The following is a 15,318-nucleotide window of genomic DNA, read 5'->3' on the forward strand; positions in this document are numbered from 1 at the left end:
CCGAGCTCTCGGCTCCGCTCGAGCAGGGGGGACCCCCATGACGCCGCCGGGCCCGCCCTCCGGGCGGACGACGCGACTTTGCGGACACGACCTAGGCGTCGTCCGGGGGGCCCGGGGGCCCTCCGTCAGGTGCCGAACTCCGCGAGGGCGCGCTCCACGACGGTCTCCAGCCGGTCGTGGTGCGCGCCCTTCCAGTAGGCGCGCCCGCACTCGGCGCACTGGGCGAAGACGTCGTACGACCGCTCGGTGCCGCTCTCGAGCTGGTCCGCGACCTGCTCCTTGGTGGCCTTGGCGAGCAGGCCGTTGCACGCGGTGCAGCGCGTCCAGGGCCGCAGCTCGGGCGCGAACCGGCCCAGCACGTCGCGGAGCTGGTCGTCGGGGCGGGTGCTGTAGACGAAGCCGCCCGCCCACAGTTCGCGGCGCCGTAGCAGACCGCGGTCGCGGCTGAGCAGGACGCGCCGCTCGGCCGCCGAACGGGCGGCGAGCGCCGGGTCGCCGATGTCGGTGGACTCGTACGCCGTGTCGACGCCGAGCAGACGCATCCGGCGGGCGAGGGTCCCGAGATGGACGTCCAGGAGGAAGCGCAGCGGGGCGCCGGGCACCCGCTGGGGGCGTTCGACGGCGCGGACCCGTACGGACTCGTCCGCGGCCGGGATGTGCGAGAAGGGCACCTCGCGCCCGTCCACGACCAGGGCGCCGACCTCCGTCAGCGGGACACCCAGCGACTCGACGACATGACCGAGGGTGGAGGAGCCGTCGGTGCCGACGGGGGTGACCCCGGAGCGGCGGGCGTGCGGGACGAACAGCCCCAGTTCGGGGGCGAATTCGATGTGGATCTCCGGTCCGTTCACGCGGTCAGGATGTCATGCGGGGTGTGCCCCGGTCCTGCGGGTTTCGCGGCGGCAGACCGTGCTCCAGGACGTTCACGGCGCGTTCGACGAGATCGGCGAGGTCGTCCCCCTGGCCGGTCTCGGCCCAGTACAGGGAGGTCTCCATCAGGCCGCCGATCAGCGACATCGCGAAGACACGGACCTCCAGGCTGTCCGGGTCCCGGCCCGAGCGCTCCCCGATGGCCCGGCTCAGCAGCCGCCCGGTGACGGACATGCTCTCCATCATCCGCGAACGCACCGCGGGCACCTCGACCATCAGCCGTGTGCGGAGCCTGCTGACCTCGGGATCCTCCGCGGTACCGATGCCGACGGCCTTCCTGAGCACATGACGCAGGGAGTCGAACCACGGCTCGTCCGCGGGGCGTTCACGCAGCTCCTGTTCGAGGAGCGGGTCGTACTCGTCCGTGAGGACGATGTCCTCCTTGGTGGGGAAGTAACGGAACACCGTGGAGGGGGAGACCTCGGCCGCCTCCGCGATCTGCTCGATCGTCGTGGCGTCGTACCCCTGCCGCTCTATCAGCCGGTATGTCGCCTCGCGGATCGCGATGCGGGTCTTGATCTTCTTCCGTTCGCGGAGCCCCGGCTGGGGCTCCGCGGCGGGAGTGGAACTCTGTGCGGTGGCGGCCATGCGTCTCATTGTCCGGCATCGGCCGTGGCCGGTGCCATGTCGGTGCCCTCCTCGGACGTGGGGGCGGACCGCGGCGGGTTCGGCAGCAGGGCCGCCGCCAGCAGGGCGGTGACCAGCGCCGCGATCCCGCTGACCAGCAGGACCAGGTCCATGCCGTGGATGTACGCGGCGTTCGCGGAGGCTTCGAGAGCCCGGTCGCCGAGCCGGCCGGCGACGACATGGGCGCCGACCACCGAGTCGTCGGCGGCCCGCGCTGCGGCGCGCGGCAGCGCTGAGGTGTCGAGCCGGTCGGCGTAGGTGCTCGCGAGCAGGGAGCCGAGCAGGGCGATGCCGATCGCGCTGCCCACCTGGCGGACCGTCATCAGCAGTCCGGAGCCGCTGCCGGCCCGGTCGCGGGGGAGTGCGCCGAGGGCGGTGGACATCGCGGGCACCACGGCGAAGCCGAAGCCGAGTCCGGCCACGGTCAGCCACAGGGCGGTCGCCCCGTACCCGTCGTCGACGGTCGTACGGCTGCCGAGGAACGCGGCGAAGGAGAGGACGACGAGACCCGCGCTGATCACCGCGCGGGGCCCGAAGCGGGTGACCAGCGGCTGTGCGCCCCGGGAGGCGATCAGCAGCCCGCCCATCATCGGCAGCAGACGGACGCCGGTCGCGAGGGCGTCGTTGCCGAGGACCGCCTGGAGGTACTGCGGCAGGACGAACATCAGGCCGGACAGGACGAACATGACGAGCGTCGCGGCGAGGGTGTTGAGCAGGAAGCCGCGCTGGGCGAGCAGGGCCAGGTCGAGCATCGGGCGGGCGCTGCGGCGTTCGCGGACGACGAGCAGGGTGATCAGGACGACGGCGGTGGTGAAGCAGCCGAGGACGAGCGGGTCGCCCCAGCCGCGGGACGGGGCTTCGATGATCGCGTAGACGAGGACGCTGAGACCGATCGCGGTGAGCGCGGTGGAGAGGGCGTCCACCCGGGGTGAGGCGGGGTCGCGGGTCTCGGGGAGCAGGAGGACGCAAGCCGTGATGCCGATGGCGGCCATCGGCACGTTGACCAGGAAGACGGATCCCCACCAGAAGTGGTTCAGCAGCCAGCCGCCGATGATCGGGCCGAGCGGCAGACCCAGCGCCGAGGCGGCGGAGACGGCTCCGACCGCCTTGGTGCGCTCGTCGGGCCCGAACAGCGAGGGCAGTACGGCGAGCGCGAGCGGCATCACGAGCGCGCCGCCGACGCCCATCAGGGCCCGGGCGGCGATCACCCAGGTGACGTCGTCGACGAGGGCGCCCGCCAGGGAGCCGGCCAGAAAGACCACGAGCCCGGTGATGAGCATCCGGCGCCGCCCGAAGCGGTCACCGAGCAGTCCCGCCGGGAGCATCAGCGAGGCGAAGACGACGACGTACGCGTCGGCCATCCACTGCTGCTCACCGGTGGACGCGCCCAGGTCCCGGGCCATCGTCGGCAGTGCCACGTTGAGGATCGTCATGTCGAAGCCGAGCACGAGCATGCTCGCGACCAGGGCCCCGAGGGCCCACCAGCGTCGGGGGTCGCGCCGAAGGGCGCCGTCCTGAGTGAGAGTCACCATGAAATGAGAGTAACTCTCAAAAGAGGTTGGATGTCAATCAAGTACGGCTTTCAGCTGGTGGCGGGTGTCGTCGCGGCGGAGCGCGATGGCCGTGCGACGGCTCACGGTGGCCGGACGGTGGCCGGAAAACGCGCAGTGGCCGCGGGCGGGGGGGGCCCGCCCCCGGCCCCCGGGGGGGGGGGGGGGGGGGGGGGGGGGGTCAGCCGTGCTGGTAGGCCACCAGGGAGATGCCGACGTAGTGCACGATGAACGCCGCGAGGGTCAGCGAGTGGAAGACCTCGTGGAATCCGAACCAGCGCGGTGACGGGTTGGGCCTCTTGATCCCGTAGATCACTCCGCCCGCGCTGTAGAGCAGCCCGCCGACGATCACCAGGACGAGGACGGCGATGCCGCCCGTGCGCATGAAGTCGGGCAGGAAGAAGACGGCCGCCCAGCCCATCGCGATGTAGCACGGCGTGTAGAGCCAGCGCGGGGCGCCGACCCAGAACACCCGGAAGGCGATGCCGGCCGCCGCGGCGGCCCAGATGCTCCACAGGAGCCACTGCCCCTTGGCCTCGGGCAGCAGGAGCATGGTCAGCGGGGTGTAGGTGCCCGCGATGATCAGGAAGATGTTCGCGTGGTCGAGCCTGCGCAGGACGCCGTCCATCCGCGGGCTCCAGTCGCCGCGGTGGTACAGGGCGCTCACGCCGAACAGGAGGCAGGCGGTCAGGGCGAAGATTCCGCAGGCGATGCGGCCCCGGGTCGAGTCCGCCAGGGCGGTGAGGACCAGTCCGGAGACGAGGGCGGCCGGAAACATGCCGAGGTGCAGCCAGCCGCGGAGCTTGGGCTTGATCTCTTCCGACAAGGATTGCGCGACAGACGTCTGGCCGGCGGCCGGCGAGTCCGTTGGCGCGTCGGGGACGGACGCAGTCATGCGCCGAATCGTACCTACGGAACCGTAAGTTACGCGTCAGTCCCGCATAAGCGTGCCGCAATAGTGGCCATGATCTCACGCCGTCGGGGGCGCCGCCGGGGTACTCGCGGTGAACCCGGGGTGAGCGGGCGGAAACCTCCCTGGAAGTGGCGATGCTCACTCCGCTCAGTTGTGAGGCCCTCTGGACATATGCGCGCACCAGTCGGATCATCAAATGAGTGCGGTCGGCACCGGATGAGCGCCAGGGGTTCAATCACCGTGAAGCATCCGGGTCGCAGCCCCCACGGGGCACAACAACAAAACCCCTCATTTAGGAGCAATCGTGGCGCGCGACATCGCGGCTCCCGTCCCGACCAACCACAAGGAACTGATCTCGTGGGTCAACGAGATCGCCGAACTGACCGAGCCGGACAGTGTGGTCTGGTGCGACGGATCCGAGGCCGAGTACGAGCGACTGAGCGAGGAGCTCGTCCGCAAGGGCACCTTCAAGAAGCTCGACCCGATCAAGCGCCCCAACTCCTACTACGCGGCCTCCGACCCGACCGATGTCGCGCGGGTCGAGGACCGGACGTTCATCTGCTCCGACAAGGAGGAGGACGCGGGCCCGACCAACCACTGGAAGGCCCCCGCAGAGATGCGGGAGATCTTCCAGGGCCAGGGCGGTGAGGGCGGCGTCTTCCGCGGCTCGATGCGCGGCCGCACGATGTACGTCGTCCCGTTCTGCATGGGCCCGCTCGGCTCCGACCTCTCCGCGATCGGCGTCGAGATCACCGACTCCGCCTACGTCGCCGTGTCCATGCGCACCATGACCCGCATGGGACAGCCGGTCCTGGACGAACTCGGCACCGACGGGTTCTTCGTGCGTGCTGTGCACACGCTCGGAGCACCGCTGGCCGAGGGCGAGGCGGACGTGCCGTGGCCCTGCAACTCCACGAAGTACATCTCCCACTTCCCCGAGACCCGCGAGATCTGGTCGTACGGCTCCGGCTACGGCGGCAACGCGCTCCTCGGCAAGAAGTGCTACGCCCTGCGCATAGCCTCCGTGATGGCGCGCGACGAGGGCTGGCTCGCCGAGCACATGCTGATCCTCAAGCTGACGCCGCCGCAGGGCGAGTCGAAGTACGTCGCCGCCGCCTTCCCGAGCGCCTGCGGCAAGACCAACCTCGCGATGCTGGAGCCCACGATCTCCGGCTGGACGGTCGAGACCATCGGTGACGACATCGCCTGGATGCGGTTCGGCGAGGACGGCCGTCTCTACGCGATCAACCCCGAGGCCGGCTTCTTCGGTGTCGCTCCCGGCACCGGCGAGCACACCAACGCCAACGCGATGAAGACGCTGTGGGGCAACTCCGTCTTCACCAACGTCGCGCTCACCGACGACAACGACATCTGGTGGGAGGGCATGACGGAGGAGACTCCGGCCCACCTGACCGACTGGAAGGGCAACGACTGGACCCCGGAGTCCGGCACGCCCGCCGCGCACCCCAACGCCCGCTTCACGACGCCCGCCTCGCAGTGCCCGATCATCGCGCCCGAGTGGGAGGACCCCAAGGGCGTGCCGATCTCGGCGATCCTCTTCGGCGGCCGCCGCGCCACCGCCGTCCCGCTGGTGACGGAGTCCTTCGACTGGAACCACGGTGTCTTCCTCGGCGCGAACGTCGCCTCCGAGAAGACCGCCGCCGCCGAGGGCAAGGTCGGCGAGCTGCGCCGCGACCCCTTCGCCATGCTGCCGTTCTGCGGCTACAACATGGGCGACTACATGGGGCACTGGGTCGACGTCGCCAAGGACAAGGACCAGTCGAAGCTCCCGAAGATCTACTACGTGAACTGGTTCCGCAAGAACGACGCGGGCAAGTTCGTCTGGCCCGGCTTCGGCGAGAACAGCCGCGTCCTGAAGTGGATCGTCGAGCGCCTCGAAGGCAAGGCCGAGGGCGTCGAGACCCCGATCGGCGTCCTGCCGACCCGGGAGTCCCTCGACACCGACGGCCTCGGACTGGCCGACGACGACCTCGACTTCCTGCTCACGGTCGACAAGGAGGTCTGGCGCGAGGAGGCCGCCCTGGTCCCCGAGCACCTCAACACCTTCGGCGAGCACACGCCGACGGAGCTGTGGGACGAGTACCGCGCACTGGTGCAGCGCCTGGGCTGACGCCCTCAACCACTCCGCGGCCGACCCGAGTTGCCCTGACCTGCGACCGTTGCGGCGGTCGGCCGCGGTGACCGCACCCGCCGGGGTTCCGCGCACATCCGCGCGGGACCCCGGCTTTCTCGTCCCCCGTGCCCCGCCCGTGCCGGAACGGCTGAAAAAGCGCGGATTTCGAGGGACACTCCTGACATCCTGCACTGGACCCCGAAATGAGGTGGGCGGGGTGCGTACGCCTGTCAGTGACCCCATGAAGATCGGTCCGTACCGCATCGTGGGCCGGCTCGGCTCCGGTGGCATGGGATGGGTGTATCTCGGCCGCTCGCCCGCCGGGCGTGAGGTCGCGGTCAAGGTGGTGCGGCCCGAACTGGCCGCGGAGCGCGAGTTCCGGGAGCGCTTCGCGCGCGAGGTCGCCGCGGCGCGCGTGGTCAGCGGCGCCTACACCGCGGCCGTGGTCGACGCCGACACCGAGGCCGAACTGCCGTGGCTGGCCACCCTGTACGTGGCCGGTCCCTCGCTCGCCGAGGCGGTCCGCACCGACGGACCCCTGCCCGAGCCGCAGGTACGGCGGCTCGGCGCGGGCCTGGTCGAGGCGCTGCAGGCCATCCACGCCGCACGCGTCGTGCACCGGGACCTCAAACCGGCCAACGTGCTCCTCGCCTCCGACGGCCCGCGCGTCATCGACTTCGGGATCTCCCGTGTGGACGGCGCCCCCGGCCTCACCCAGGTCGGCGTCGTCGTCGGCACCCCGCCCTACATGTCCCCCGAGCAGATCAGGGGCGCCAAGGTGGGCCCGGAGAGCGACGTCTTCTCCCTCGGCGGGGTCCTGGTGTACGCGCTCACCGGACGTCCGCCGCACGGCGGCGGAGAGGCCGTGCGCCACCGCGTGGCCTTCGACGACCCCGAACTCGACGGCATCGCGGGCCCGATGCGGGAACTGGTCGCCCGCTGTCTGGCGAAGCGTCCCGAGGACCGGCCCCGGCCGGCGCAGCTCCTGGCCGGGCTGCTGGAGCAGGAACCCCGGCAGGCCGACTGGCCGCCGCCCACCGTCGCCCACACCATCAGGGTGCGCACCCAGGATCTGATGAAGCGCCGCAAGGAGAGCTCCAGCGTGTCCGTACCCTCCTGTCTGCTGTCACACGCCCAGGCGCTGCTCGACGCCGGACTGACCGACGCGATGGTCGCCGAGGCGGTGGGCCGTGGCGACGCCTGACTCCTTTTCCGGCCGGAACCGGGAGATCCTCGAAATCGGAACGCACTGGCGGCAGTTGGTGCAGACGTGGGTGGCGAGACGGAATTTCCACACGGTGACCGACACCGTTTCCGTCTCCATGCGATTCGACCTGGAGGAAACGGGCCGGATGGTTACCGTCCGGTTCATGACGACCAAGAGACTGCTGGTCGCATTCGCCACCGACGGGCATTTCCTGCGCAAGGACCAACTGGCTCTCGCCGCCGCCGCGTCGAACGCGTGGAACACCGAACAGCTCCATCCCATGCTGTCCGTGTGGGACGTACGGGGGCCGCGCCCCTGTCTCGCGGGTGTGTGCGACCTTCCCCTGACCTGTCGAATGACGCAAACAGATTTCGATGCTTTGGCCAGTGATTGGGTGGAGCGGGCGAGACAGATGTTCACCCGATGCCATCAGGTGTTCGAGTTGTAGAAGTGACGTCCCCCGCGTTTCTCAAACCCTTCCGGACGCCCGCCGGTTTCCGCCACTATGGGCGAGTGCCTTTCAGGGCCACGGGGGTGTTGTGTCAGGGCCACGGGGGGTCTTTTTCATGCGGCGTTCGCTTTCCCTCATCATGCTTTCCGGGCTCATGGCCGCGTTGGCTCCGGCGATCCCGGCCACGGCGGCCGAGCCGTGCGGCGGCACCTTCGAGCAGCGTCTCGCCTGCTGGGCCCGCTCGACCGACGAGGGCACGGTCCGCGTCACCGTCGACCGGAGCCTGCCGTTCGACGGCAGGGCCGCGAACCGCGAGCGCTTCGAGCAGACCCTGGCGGACCGGAGCCGGAGTCTCCTGGTCGAGGTGCCGTCGGGCGTCCACACCGGCGAGGGCGGATCGGCACTCCTCGTGCTCGCGGACCACGACCACAGGTTCGTCGCGGACGACGCCGTCATCGACCAGCTGAAGCCCGACACCGTGAAAGAACTCGCCGACCGCAAGGCCTGCAACCCCCGGAAGGCGGACGACCTGTGCGCCCGGCTCGCCAAGGGGCGACTGACCGGGGCCGAGCTGGTCCGTTTCGACCTGGCCACCGGCCTCTCCCGCGCGGAGACCGTCAGCGGCTCCGGAGCCGGCTCGTCCGCGAACCCCGGCGGTGACGAGACCGCCACCGGGCAACAGGGGCAGGGCCAAGGCCAGGGGCAGAGCCAGACGCAGGGGCAGGGGCAGGGGCAGGAACAGGACACCGGGAACGTCGGCAACACCGGCCGGGACCCCGGAACCTCCACCGATCAGGGCGCCGACGCCGGCTGGGACACCGCCACCGCGGTGCTCACCGTCCTGTGCGCCGTGCTCGTCCTGCTGCTCGGCATCCTGCTCTTCCTGATCCGCCGCTCCGCCCGGTCCGTCGCCGTCGGCACGCTGTCCCGGCGCTCGCTCGCCGTGCCGGGCGTCGGTGCCGTACCGGCCGGGACGGCGCCCCGGCCCCGCACCCGTCCCCGTACCCCCGCGCCCGACGAGGCCACCACCCGCACCCGTGCCCATGTGCCCGACGAGGCCACCACCCGCCTCCGGGCCACGCCGGCGCCCCGCAGCCACGGTCGGCGCGTCGGCAACGTACCGGGCCCCGCCCGGCCCGCCGTCGTACGCACCGAACTGCACCCGCAGGGCTATGTCGAGGTGGACCACGTGCTGTACCGGGCGGTGTGGGCCGAGCCGGGCCGGCCGCCGCCCGCGCCCGGCGGACTCGTCGATGTCACCGAGGCCGGGGAGCGGGACTCCGACGTCCTCTACGCGTTCCCGCCGACACCCGGACGGCACGCCAAAGCCGCCCGGCCCTGAGACCAGGAGAGACCCACATGCACAGCGACTACCCGCCCACCCTGCCGGCGGAGTACGCCGACATCGAGTTCGAGAACAACGCGCAGCGGCTGCCGCTCGTCCTCTGCCTCGACATCTCCAGCTCGATGGCGGGTCAGCCCATCCAGACGCTCAACAACGCGCTCGCGGAGTGGACCCGGGAACTGCACGACGACGTCAGCCTCAGCTACAGCGTCGAGGTCGCCCTGGTCACCTTCGGCGGCCAGGGCGTCGCCGCCTGGCGCGGACCCCAGCTCCTGCCCGCGCACGCGCCCGTGAGCCCCTTCGTGCCGGCGCACATGTTCCACCCGCCGCAGCTCGCCGCCGCCGGCGTCACCCTGATGACCGAGGCACTCGAACTGTCGATGAACATCGTCGCCGCCCGAAAGGCCGAACTGCGCGCCTCCGGACTCCAGTACTACCGGCCGCAGATCTGCCTCGTCACCGATGGACTGCCCACCGACGCGACGGGCCATCTCACCGACTCCTGGCACCGGTTGATCCCGGTCCTCGCCGACGAGCAGCAGGCCCGCCGCTTCCGGCTGTACGCGATCGGCGTCGGCGGCATCACGGACCGCGGCGAGCAGGTGCTCCGGTCCTTCGCGCCGAAGTTCAACGCCCGGCTCCAGGGATTCCCGTTCCGCGAACTGCTCCAGATGATGTCCGCGAGCGCCAACGCCGAGCAGAAGGGCGCGGGCGACGAGGTCTTCGAGAAGATCTTCAGCCAGTTCAAGACACAGCGCCCGGCCTGGGAATCGTGACCGATGACCCGATGGGACTCCTGAGTGATGACCGCAGCCGACGAGCGGGAAACGCCGTGGCGGATCCACGGAATGAGCGTCGAGGGATACCGGCACCGCCGCCAGGGGCAGCCCTGCCAGGACGCCTGCGGGCACACGGTGACGGCGTCCGTCGCGGTCCTCGCCGTCGCCGACGGCGCGGGCAGCCGGCCGCGCTCCGAGGAGGGCGCCCGGCTCGCGGTGGAACTGGCCACCGAGCACTTCGCGCGCCGGGCCGCCACCGTGGCGGACCGGCGCCCCGGCAAGGCGGTGCGTGAGCTGCTGCGGGACGCCTTCCACGACGTGTGCAAGGTGTTCCTGGACCGTACGGGCCCCGACGCGGCGGACTTCGCGACCACGCTCACCGTGGTCGTGCTCGCGCGGGGCTGGCTCGGCCATCTGTCCCTGGGGGACGGCTTCGTCGTCCTGCGGGCCGGAACGGAGGACGGTGAGCGGCAGTTCCATCTGCTGCCGCAGCCGGCCGCGGTCAGCGAGTACAGCAACGAGACGGTCTTCCTCACCTCGCCGGACGCGGCGCGCTGGGTGCACACCGACTGTGTGTCCGACGAGGGGATCGACGGGGTGCTGCTGTCCACCGATGGACTGGCGCAGGCCGCGCTCAACCGGTCCTCGGGCGGCGCGCTGTCCCCGAACACGTCCTTCGCCGAGGCCGTGTTCCGCTCCCTGGACGTCCCCGGACCGGTGACCGCGAGCGCCCACGAGGGCCTGGGGACCCTGCTCCGGTCCGACCGGCTCACCGCGCTCAACGCCGACGACAAGACCCTGCTGCGGGCCGTCCTCAAGGGGCGGCCATGAGCGGGCGCACGGTGTTCCTGGACGGCAAGCCGGTGACCCTCGCCGAGCTGCCCCTGAAGGGCGGCGGCCAGGCGGCCGTCTTCCCGGTCGTCGGCGACGACGGCATCGTCGTCAAGCTGTACCGCGAACCGCCGGGGCCCAAGGAGGAGCAGCGGCTGAAGCGGATGCTGACGATGTCCCCGCTCGTGACCCGTCCCACCGACGCCTCCCAGCCACCCGAACTGGCCTGGCCGACCGCGCTGGCGCGCGGACCGCAGGGCGAGTTCCTCGGCTACGCCATGCGCCGCTTCGGCGAGCCCCAGCACGTCCAGCTCATCGGGCTGTTCACGCGCGCCCAGCGGCTCAAGCTGTTCGCCGACCGGGCCGACTGGCGCTTCCTGCTCGGCGTCGCCTGGAATCTCGCCTTCATGACGGCGCGCATGCACTACGACGATCTCGTCATCGGCGACTTCTCCAGCAGCAATGTCGTCGTCGACGCCAACGGGTTCGTCACCTTCCTCGACTGCGACTCCATCGCCTTCAACGACCCGGTGACCGGGGAGCTGTTCCCCTGTCTGATGCACACCACCGACTACTCGTCCCCCGAGCGGCAGGCGGGCGGCCCCGCCACCCGGGCCACGGACGAGTTCGCCCTCGCCGTCCTCGTCTACCAGCTCCTGACGGCCGGGAACCACCCCTTCGGCGGCGTCCCGCACGACAGCGCGTCCGAGTCGACGGTCAAGGACAACATCGCCGCCAGCATCTCCTACGTCGTGCGCCCGGAGCGGGTCGTCATCCCGCGCGGCACCATCGACCCCTCCGTGCTCCCGCCCGAACTCCTCGCGCTGGCCCGCACCGCCTTCGGCCCCGGGGTGCAGGACCCGTCCACGCGGCCTTCCGCGGAGGCGTGGTTGCGCGCCCTGGACAAGGAACGCGCGCTCGTACGGGTCTGCCCGACCCGTCCGCTGCACGCGTTCGGTTCGCATCTGTCCTCGTGCCCCTGGTGCGGCCGGGCGGCGCTCACGGGGCACGACGTGTTCAACGTTCCGGCTTCGGTCCCGGCGTCCGGCGTGCCGCAGTTCCAGCCGCAGCCGCCGGTGCCGGTGCCGGGCGAGCCGTGGCCCACGGGGCTGAAGGTGGCGCTGCTGATCCTGGCGGTCGTGATCCTGGTGGTGATCGTGGCGAACGCCTGAGCCGCCTCGGCCGCCGGAAGCGCGAGCCGCCTCCGCGGTCACCGCGGAGGCGCCTCGCGAACCGCCTCCGTCACTGCGAGCGGCCGCGGTCCTCCAGATAGCGGGTGTGGGACTCCTGGCGCCGCGCCTCCGTCTCGCGCAGGGCCGCCGCCAGCCGGTCCGACTCCTCCTGGAGCACGGTGAGCTGACGCTCCAGGTGGCGCTCGGGCGGTTCGGTGCCGGGGGCCAGCCGGGTCCACCACCGGGTGCGGACGAAGGTGTCGACCGCTTCCGGGATGTCCTGGCGCACGGCACGCGACAGGGCGTGTACGCCCTCGGGGTCCTGGGCGAGGATCTCGGCGACCCAGCCCGGGTCGAGCAGGGCGGTGAGGATCCCGGTCAGCTCGGTGAGCCGGCCGGCCGCCGCCGGAGGCAGCTCGACGCCGTCCAGGTACTCCCGCAGCTTGCCGAAGTCGACGCGCAGTTCCGCAAGTTGGGCGGAGGGGTCGGGGAAGTCGGGCGGGGCCGGGCGCTCCGGCGGCGCGATCAGCGCGCCCGCGCCGTACAGACCCGCCACGACGACCGGCCAGTACGGGCCCGCGAGACCGGTGAAGGTCAGCGCGAGTCCGGCGATCCCGCACGCGCTGCCGGTGAGGTTCTTGCGCGATTCGAGGAAGCCGAGGAGCTTATTGGTAGCCACGGATCTCCTCGAAGGCGCCGTCGAGCGAGCCCTTTTGGGCGTCGAAGAGACGGCCGCCGGTCAGGTCGGCGATGTGCTGGAGCTCGCCGCGGTCGGAGTCGCCGAACAGGATGGGGAAGACCGGGATTTCCCGCTGCCCGCCGGGCAGCCGGCCGTAGAAGTCGTCGAAGTCGGAAGGGCTCGCGCCCTCGGTGTTCTCGCCGTCCGTCATCAGCACGATCGACGTGAACGTGTCGTCGTCGGCGCCCAGATGCTCGTACGCCTTCTCCAGCGAGGTGTAGATCGCGGTGCCGCCGTCGGCGCTCAGCGCCCGGGTGTCCTCGCGGATGGCGTCGAGCCCGGCCTTCGGGTTCTCGGGGCGGACCACATGCGTGCGGACGCTCTTGACCTGCGAGCCGAACGGCATCAGCGTGACCTCCTCGCGGTCGCGGAAGTCGCCGGTCAGATCGCCGAGGGACTTCTTGAGCCGGTCGAGGCGGTCGCCGTCCATCGAGCCGGAGGTGTCGAGGACATACACCGTCCGGGACGGCCGGCGCAGCTTGTTCTCGTAGGAGTCGAGGAGGTGGTCGGCGACGGACCGCCGGCCGGGGAAGGGGAGTTCACGCCGTCGTCCGGTGTCGAGTCCGGCCGCGGGGGCGATGGAGGCGACGACCGGGCGGCGGTGGGTCCGCTCGGTGATCAGCTTCTGGGCGGCGGGCGCGCGCAGTGCCTCGGCGAGGCGCCGGACGGTGTCGCGGGTGTCCTTGGAGGACGCGGCGAGGGAGGAGAGCGGATAGTCGGCCGTCACGACACCGTCGCGCGGGCGGATGACGGTCAGGCCCTTCACGCCCTTGAGGACGGACTCGTAGTTGAGCAGGGCGTCCACGGTGCCGCGGCGTTCGTAGGCGGTGGCGAGCCAGCCCGACGAACCCGACGTGAGCTTCTGTCCCTTGAAGAACTCGCGCAGCCGGGGTGTCGCCTTGGCCACGTCGGCGTCCGTGAGCGCCGACTGGGCGCCGGACAGCGCGGAGGCCACCGAGATCAGCGTGGAGAAACCGGAGTTGGAGCGTGCCGGATCGGTCATGCCGTACGTGAGTCTCCCGTCCGCCACGGCCTTCTCCACCTGTGACCAGGTGACGTCCCCCGGCTTCCAGCCGAGGGCGCGCACCGTGGCCGGCTTCACGCCGATGGCCACCGGGCTCGACATGATCGGCGTCTCCGAGACGACCTTCTTCGCGGCCTCGGGACGCAGATGCAGATAGGCGTTGGAGGACAGCCACAGCGCGTCGTACCGGTCGTCCGACGCGCCCCGCGCGATCAGGTCCACGGCGGCGAGGGTGCCCATGTAGGTGGGCCTGACCTTGATGCCGGTGTCCCGCTCGATCCGGTCGAGCACCGGCTTCATGTCGCCGAGTTCGCTGGAGGCGAGGACCCGCAGGGTGCCGGACCGCGGCTTCCCGTCGTCCCCCGACGGTGATTCCCCCTGGGCCGTGCAGGCCGTCAGGGCGAGCAGGGCGACGGCGGCGGCCGCCCGTCGGAGCGCTCTCATCCCTGCCCGCCTTCCAGGGCGCCCCGCGTGCGGCTGCGCTCCAAGTAGGCCCCGGCGTTCTGGAGTTCGGAGGTCAGGGACTCCACGGTCGCGGCCATCGTCTCGGTCGCCCTGACCTTGTACGTGTCGATCGCGTCGAGGGTGCGGTAGATCTCCTGGAAGGCGGTGCGCAGGGTCTCGGCGCCGACGGCCGGGTCGGCGGCGATGCGCTGGATCTCCCCGCTCTGCGTGGACAGCATCTCGGCGTTGCCGCGGATGAGGTCCTCCGTCGTGCCGCGCAGGGCGTTGACCTGTTCGACGACCTTGCGCTGGTTGTCGAGGGCGGAGGCGAGCATCACGGAGATGCGCAGCGCGGAGACCGTGGTGGTGGCGGCGCGGTCGACGCCCTTGATCAGCTCGTCGTTGTTGCGCCGGACCACGTCCATCGCCAGATAGCCCTGGGCGCACACCGCGAGCTGGGTGAGCAGGTCCTGGTGCTTCTGCCGGACGGGGAAGAGCACGTCGGAGCGGAGCGTGTCGGCCTGCGCGGGGTCGGCGGCGTCGACTCCCGCGATGTGCGTCTCGACCGCGCTGTCCAGGGCCTGGGTGAGCACGACGTACTCCTGGAGCTTGCCCATCGTCTCCCAGAGCCGGACGCGTTCGGTCTGCAGGGCCGCGTTGTCCCGGCGCAGTTCGTCCTGCCCGCCGCGCAGCGAACCGACGATCTTGTTCAACGTGCCTTGCGCCGAGGCGTACTTGGCGACGTGGTCGCGCAGCTTGTTGCCGCCCGGCAGCCGGGACAGGAACTTCCTGCCCTTGCTCGCGGACAGGTCGCGCGGGTCCAGGTCCTCGACCACGCGCCGGAGTTCGACGAGCGAGCCGGCGACGTGCGACTGCGCGTCCTCGCCCTTGGAGGGCAGGCTGCGGATCGTGCGTTCCAGCATGCGGTTGGACTGGGCGGCGGCGCCGCGCATCTCGGTGGCCCCGAGGCCGGCGATCTCCCCCACCTTGCCCGCGAATTCGGGGGAGCGGGCGTCCAGGACGGCGAGACCGTCGATGTACTCCGCGGCCCTGCGCGCCATTTCGTCCTGCACCCCCGGGTCGACGGGGACGAGCCCGCCCGCCTTCTCGCGGGGCACGGGGGCCACGGCCTCGGGCGGTGTGAGGGTGAACGTGTCTTCGGTGCTCATGTG

14 protein-coding genes are annotated in these 15,318 nt (G+C 71.2%); 7 read left to right on the forward strand and 7 right to left on the reverse strand.

The window, feature by feature from the left end:
- Positions 1-125 precede the first annotated feature (125 nt).
- From ACFXGX_RS10835 to ACFXGX_RS10850, 4 genes are all read right to left on the reverse strand, one after another.
- The gene (locus tag ACFXGX_RS10835; RefSeq protein ID WP_384787890.1) at positions 126-851 is read right to left on the reverse strand and encodes a Mut7-C RNAse domain-containing protein; all 726 of its coding nucleotides are present in this window, start codon (positions 849-851) and stop codon (positions 126-128) included.
- Positions 852-855: 4 nt separating this feature from the next.
- Positions 856-1,527, reverse strand: a complete 672-nt coding sequence (locus ACFXGX_RS10840; protein ID WP_384787893.1) for a TetR/AcrR family transcriptional regulator — start codon at positions 1,525-1,527, stop codon at positions 856-858.
- The gene (locus tag ACFXGX_RS10845) at positions 1,524-3,089 is read right to left on the reverse strand and encodes an MFS transporter (RefSeq protein ID WP_384787896.1); all 1,566 of its coding nucleotides are present in this window, start codon (positions 3,087-3,089) and stop codon (positions 1,524-1,526) included. Before ACFXGX_RS10845 ends, ACFXGX_RS10840 begins: the two co-directional genes overlap by 4 nt.
- A gap of 199 nt (positions 3,090-3,288) precedes the next feature.
- A complete protein-coding gene (locus ACFXGX_RS10850; protein WP_384787899.1) occupies positions 3,289-4,002 on the reverse strand; it encodes a hemolysin III family protein in 714 nt (237 codons plus the stop codon).
- Between the two features lie 322 nt (positions 4,003-4,324).
- Here ACFXGX_RS10850 and ACFXGX_RS10855 point away from each other — a divergent pair, with 322 nt between their 5' ends.
- From ACFXGX_RS10855 to ACFXGX_RS10885, 7 genes are all read left to right on the forward strand, one after another.
- A complete protein-coding gene (locus ACFXGX_RS10855; protein ID WP_384787902.1) occupies positions 4,325-6,151 on the forward strand; it encodes a phosphoenolpyruvate carboxykinase (GTP) in 1,827 nt (608 codons plus the stop codon).
- Between the two features lie 244 nt (positions 6,152-6,395).
- Positions 6,396-7,358, forward strand: a complete 963-nt coding sequence (locus ACFXGX_RS10860; RefSeq protein WP_384787905.1) for a serine/threonine-protein kinase — start codon at positions 6,396-6,398, stop codon at positions 7,356-7,358.
- A complete protein-coding gene (locus ACFXGX_RS10865) occupies positions 7,345-7,809 on the forward strand; it encodes a hypothetical protein (protein ID WP_355772095.1) in 465 nt (154 codons plus the stop codon). The genes ACFXGX_RS10860 and ACFXGX_RS10865 overlap by 14 nt, the downstream gene beginning before the upstream one ends.
- A 142-nt stretch (positions 7,810-7,951) precedes the next feature.
- Complete coding sequence (locus ACFXGX_RS10870; protein ID WP_384787909.1) at positions 7,952-9,154, forward strand: hypothetical protein; 1,203 nt, start codon at positions 7,952-7,954, stop codon at positions 9,152-9,154.
- A gap of 17 nt (positions 9,155-9,171) precedes the next feature.
- Positions 9,172-9,933, forward strand: a complete 762-nt coding sequence (locus tag ACFXGX_RS10875) for a hypothetical protein (RefSeq protein ID WP_384787913.1) — start codon at positions 9,172-9,174, stop codon at positions 9,931-9,933.
- 27 nt (positions 9,934-9,960) lie between these two features.
- Entirely contained in the window at positions 9,961-10,767 is an 807-nt protein-coding gene (locus tag ACFXGX_RS10880) for a PP2C family serine/threonine-protein phosphatase (RefSeq protein ID WP_384787916.1), read from the forward strand.
- Positions 10,764-11,939: a hypothetical protein gene (locus ACFXGX_RS10885; RefSeq protein ID WP_384787919.1), complete on the forward strand. Its 1,176-nt coding sequence runs from the start codon at positions 10,764-10,766 to the stop codon at positions 11,937-11,939. Before ACFXGX_RS10880 ends, ACFXGX_RS10885 begins: the two co-directional genes overlap by 4 nt.
- 70 nt (positions 11,940-12,009) lie before the next feature.
- Here ACFXGX_RS10885 and ACFXGX_RS10890 read toward each other — a convergent pair whose 3' ends face one another.
- The 3 genes from ACFXGX_RS10890 to ACFXGX_RS10900 are packed head-to-tail and all read right to left on the reverse strand — an operon-like array spanning position 12,010 to position 15,315.
- Complete coding sequence (locus ACFXGX_RS10890; RefSeq protein WP_384787922.1) at positions 12,010-12,618, reverse strand: hypothetical protein; 609 nt, start codon at positions 12,616-12,618, stop codon at positions 12,010-12,012.
- Complete coding sequence (locus ACFXGX_RS10895) at positions 12,605-14,146, reverse strand: substrate-binding domain-containing protein (protein ID WP_384787925.1); 1,542 nt, start codon at positions 14,144-14,146, stop codon at positions 12,605-12,607. The genes ACFXGX_RS10890 and ACFXGX_RS10895 overlap by 14 nt, the downstream gene beginning before the upstream one ends.
- A complete protein-coding gene (locus tag ACFXGX_RS10900) occupies positions 14,143-15,315 on the reverse strand; it encodes a toxic anion resistance protein (RefSeq protein WP_384787928.1) in 1,173 nt (390 codons plus the stop codon). The genes ACFXGX_RS10895 and ACFXGX_RS10900 overlap by 4 nt, the downstream gene beginning before the upstream one ends.
- Between the last annotated feature and the right edge of the window lie 3 nt (positions 15,316-15,318).

This window comes from Streptomyces sp. NPDC059371 (genome assembly GCF_042751995.1).
Classification (GTDB): Bacteria; Actinomycetota; Actinomycetes; order Streptomycetales; family Streptomycetaceae; genus Streptomyces.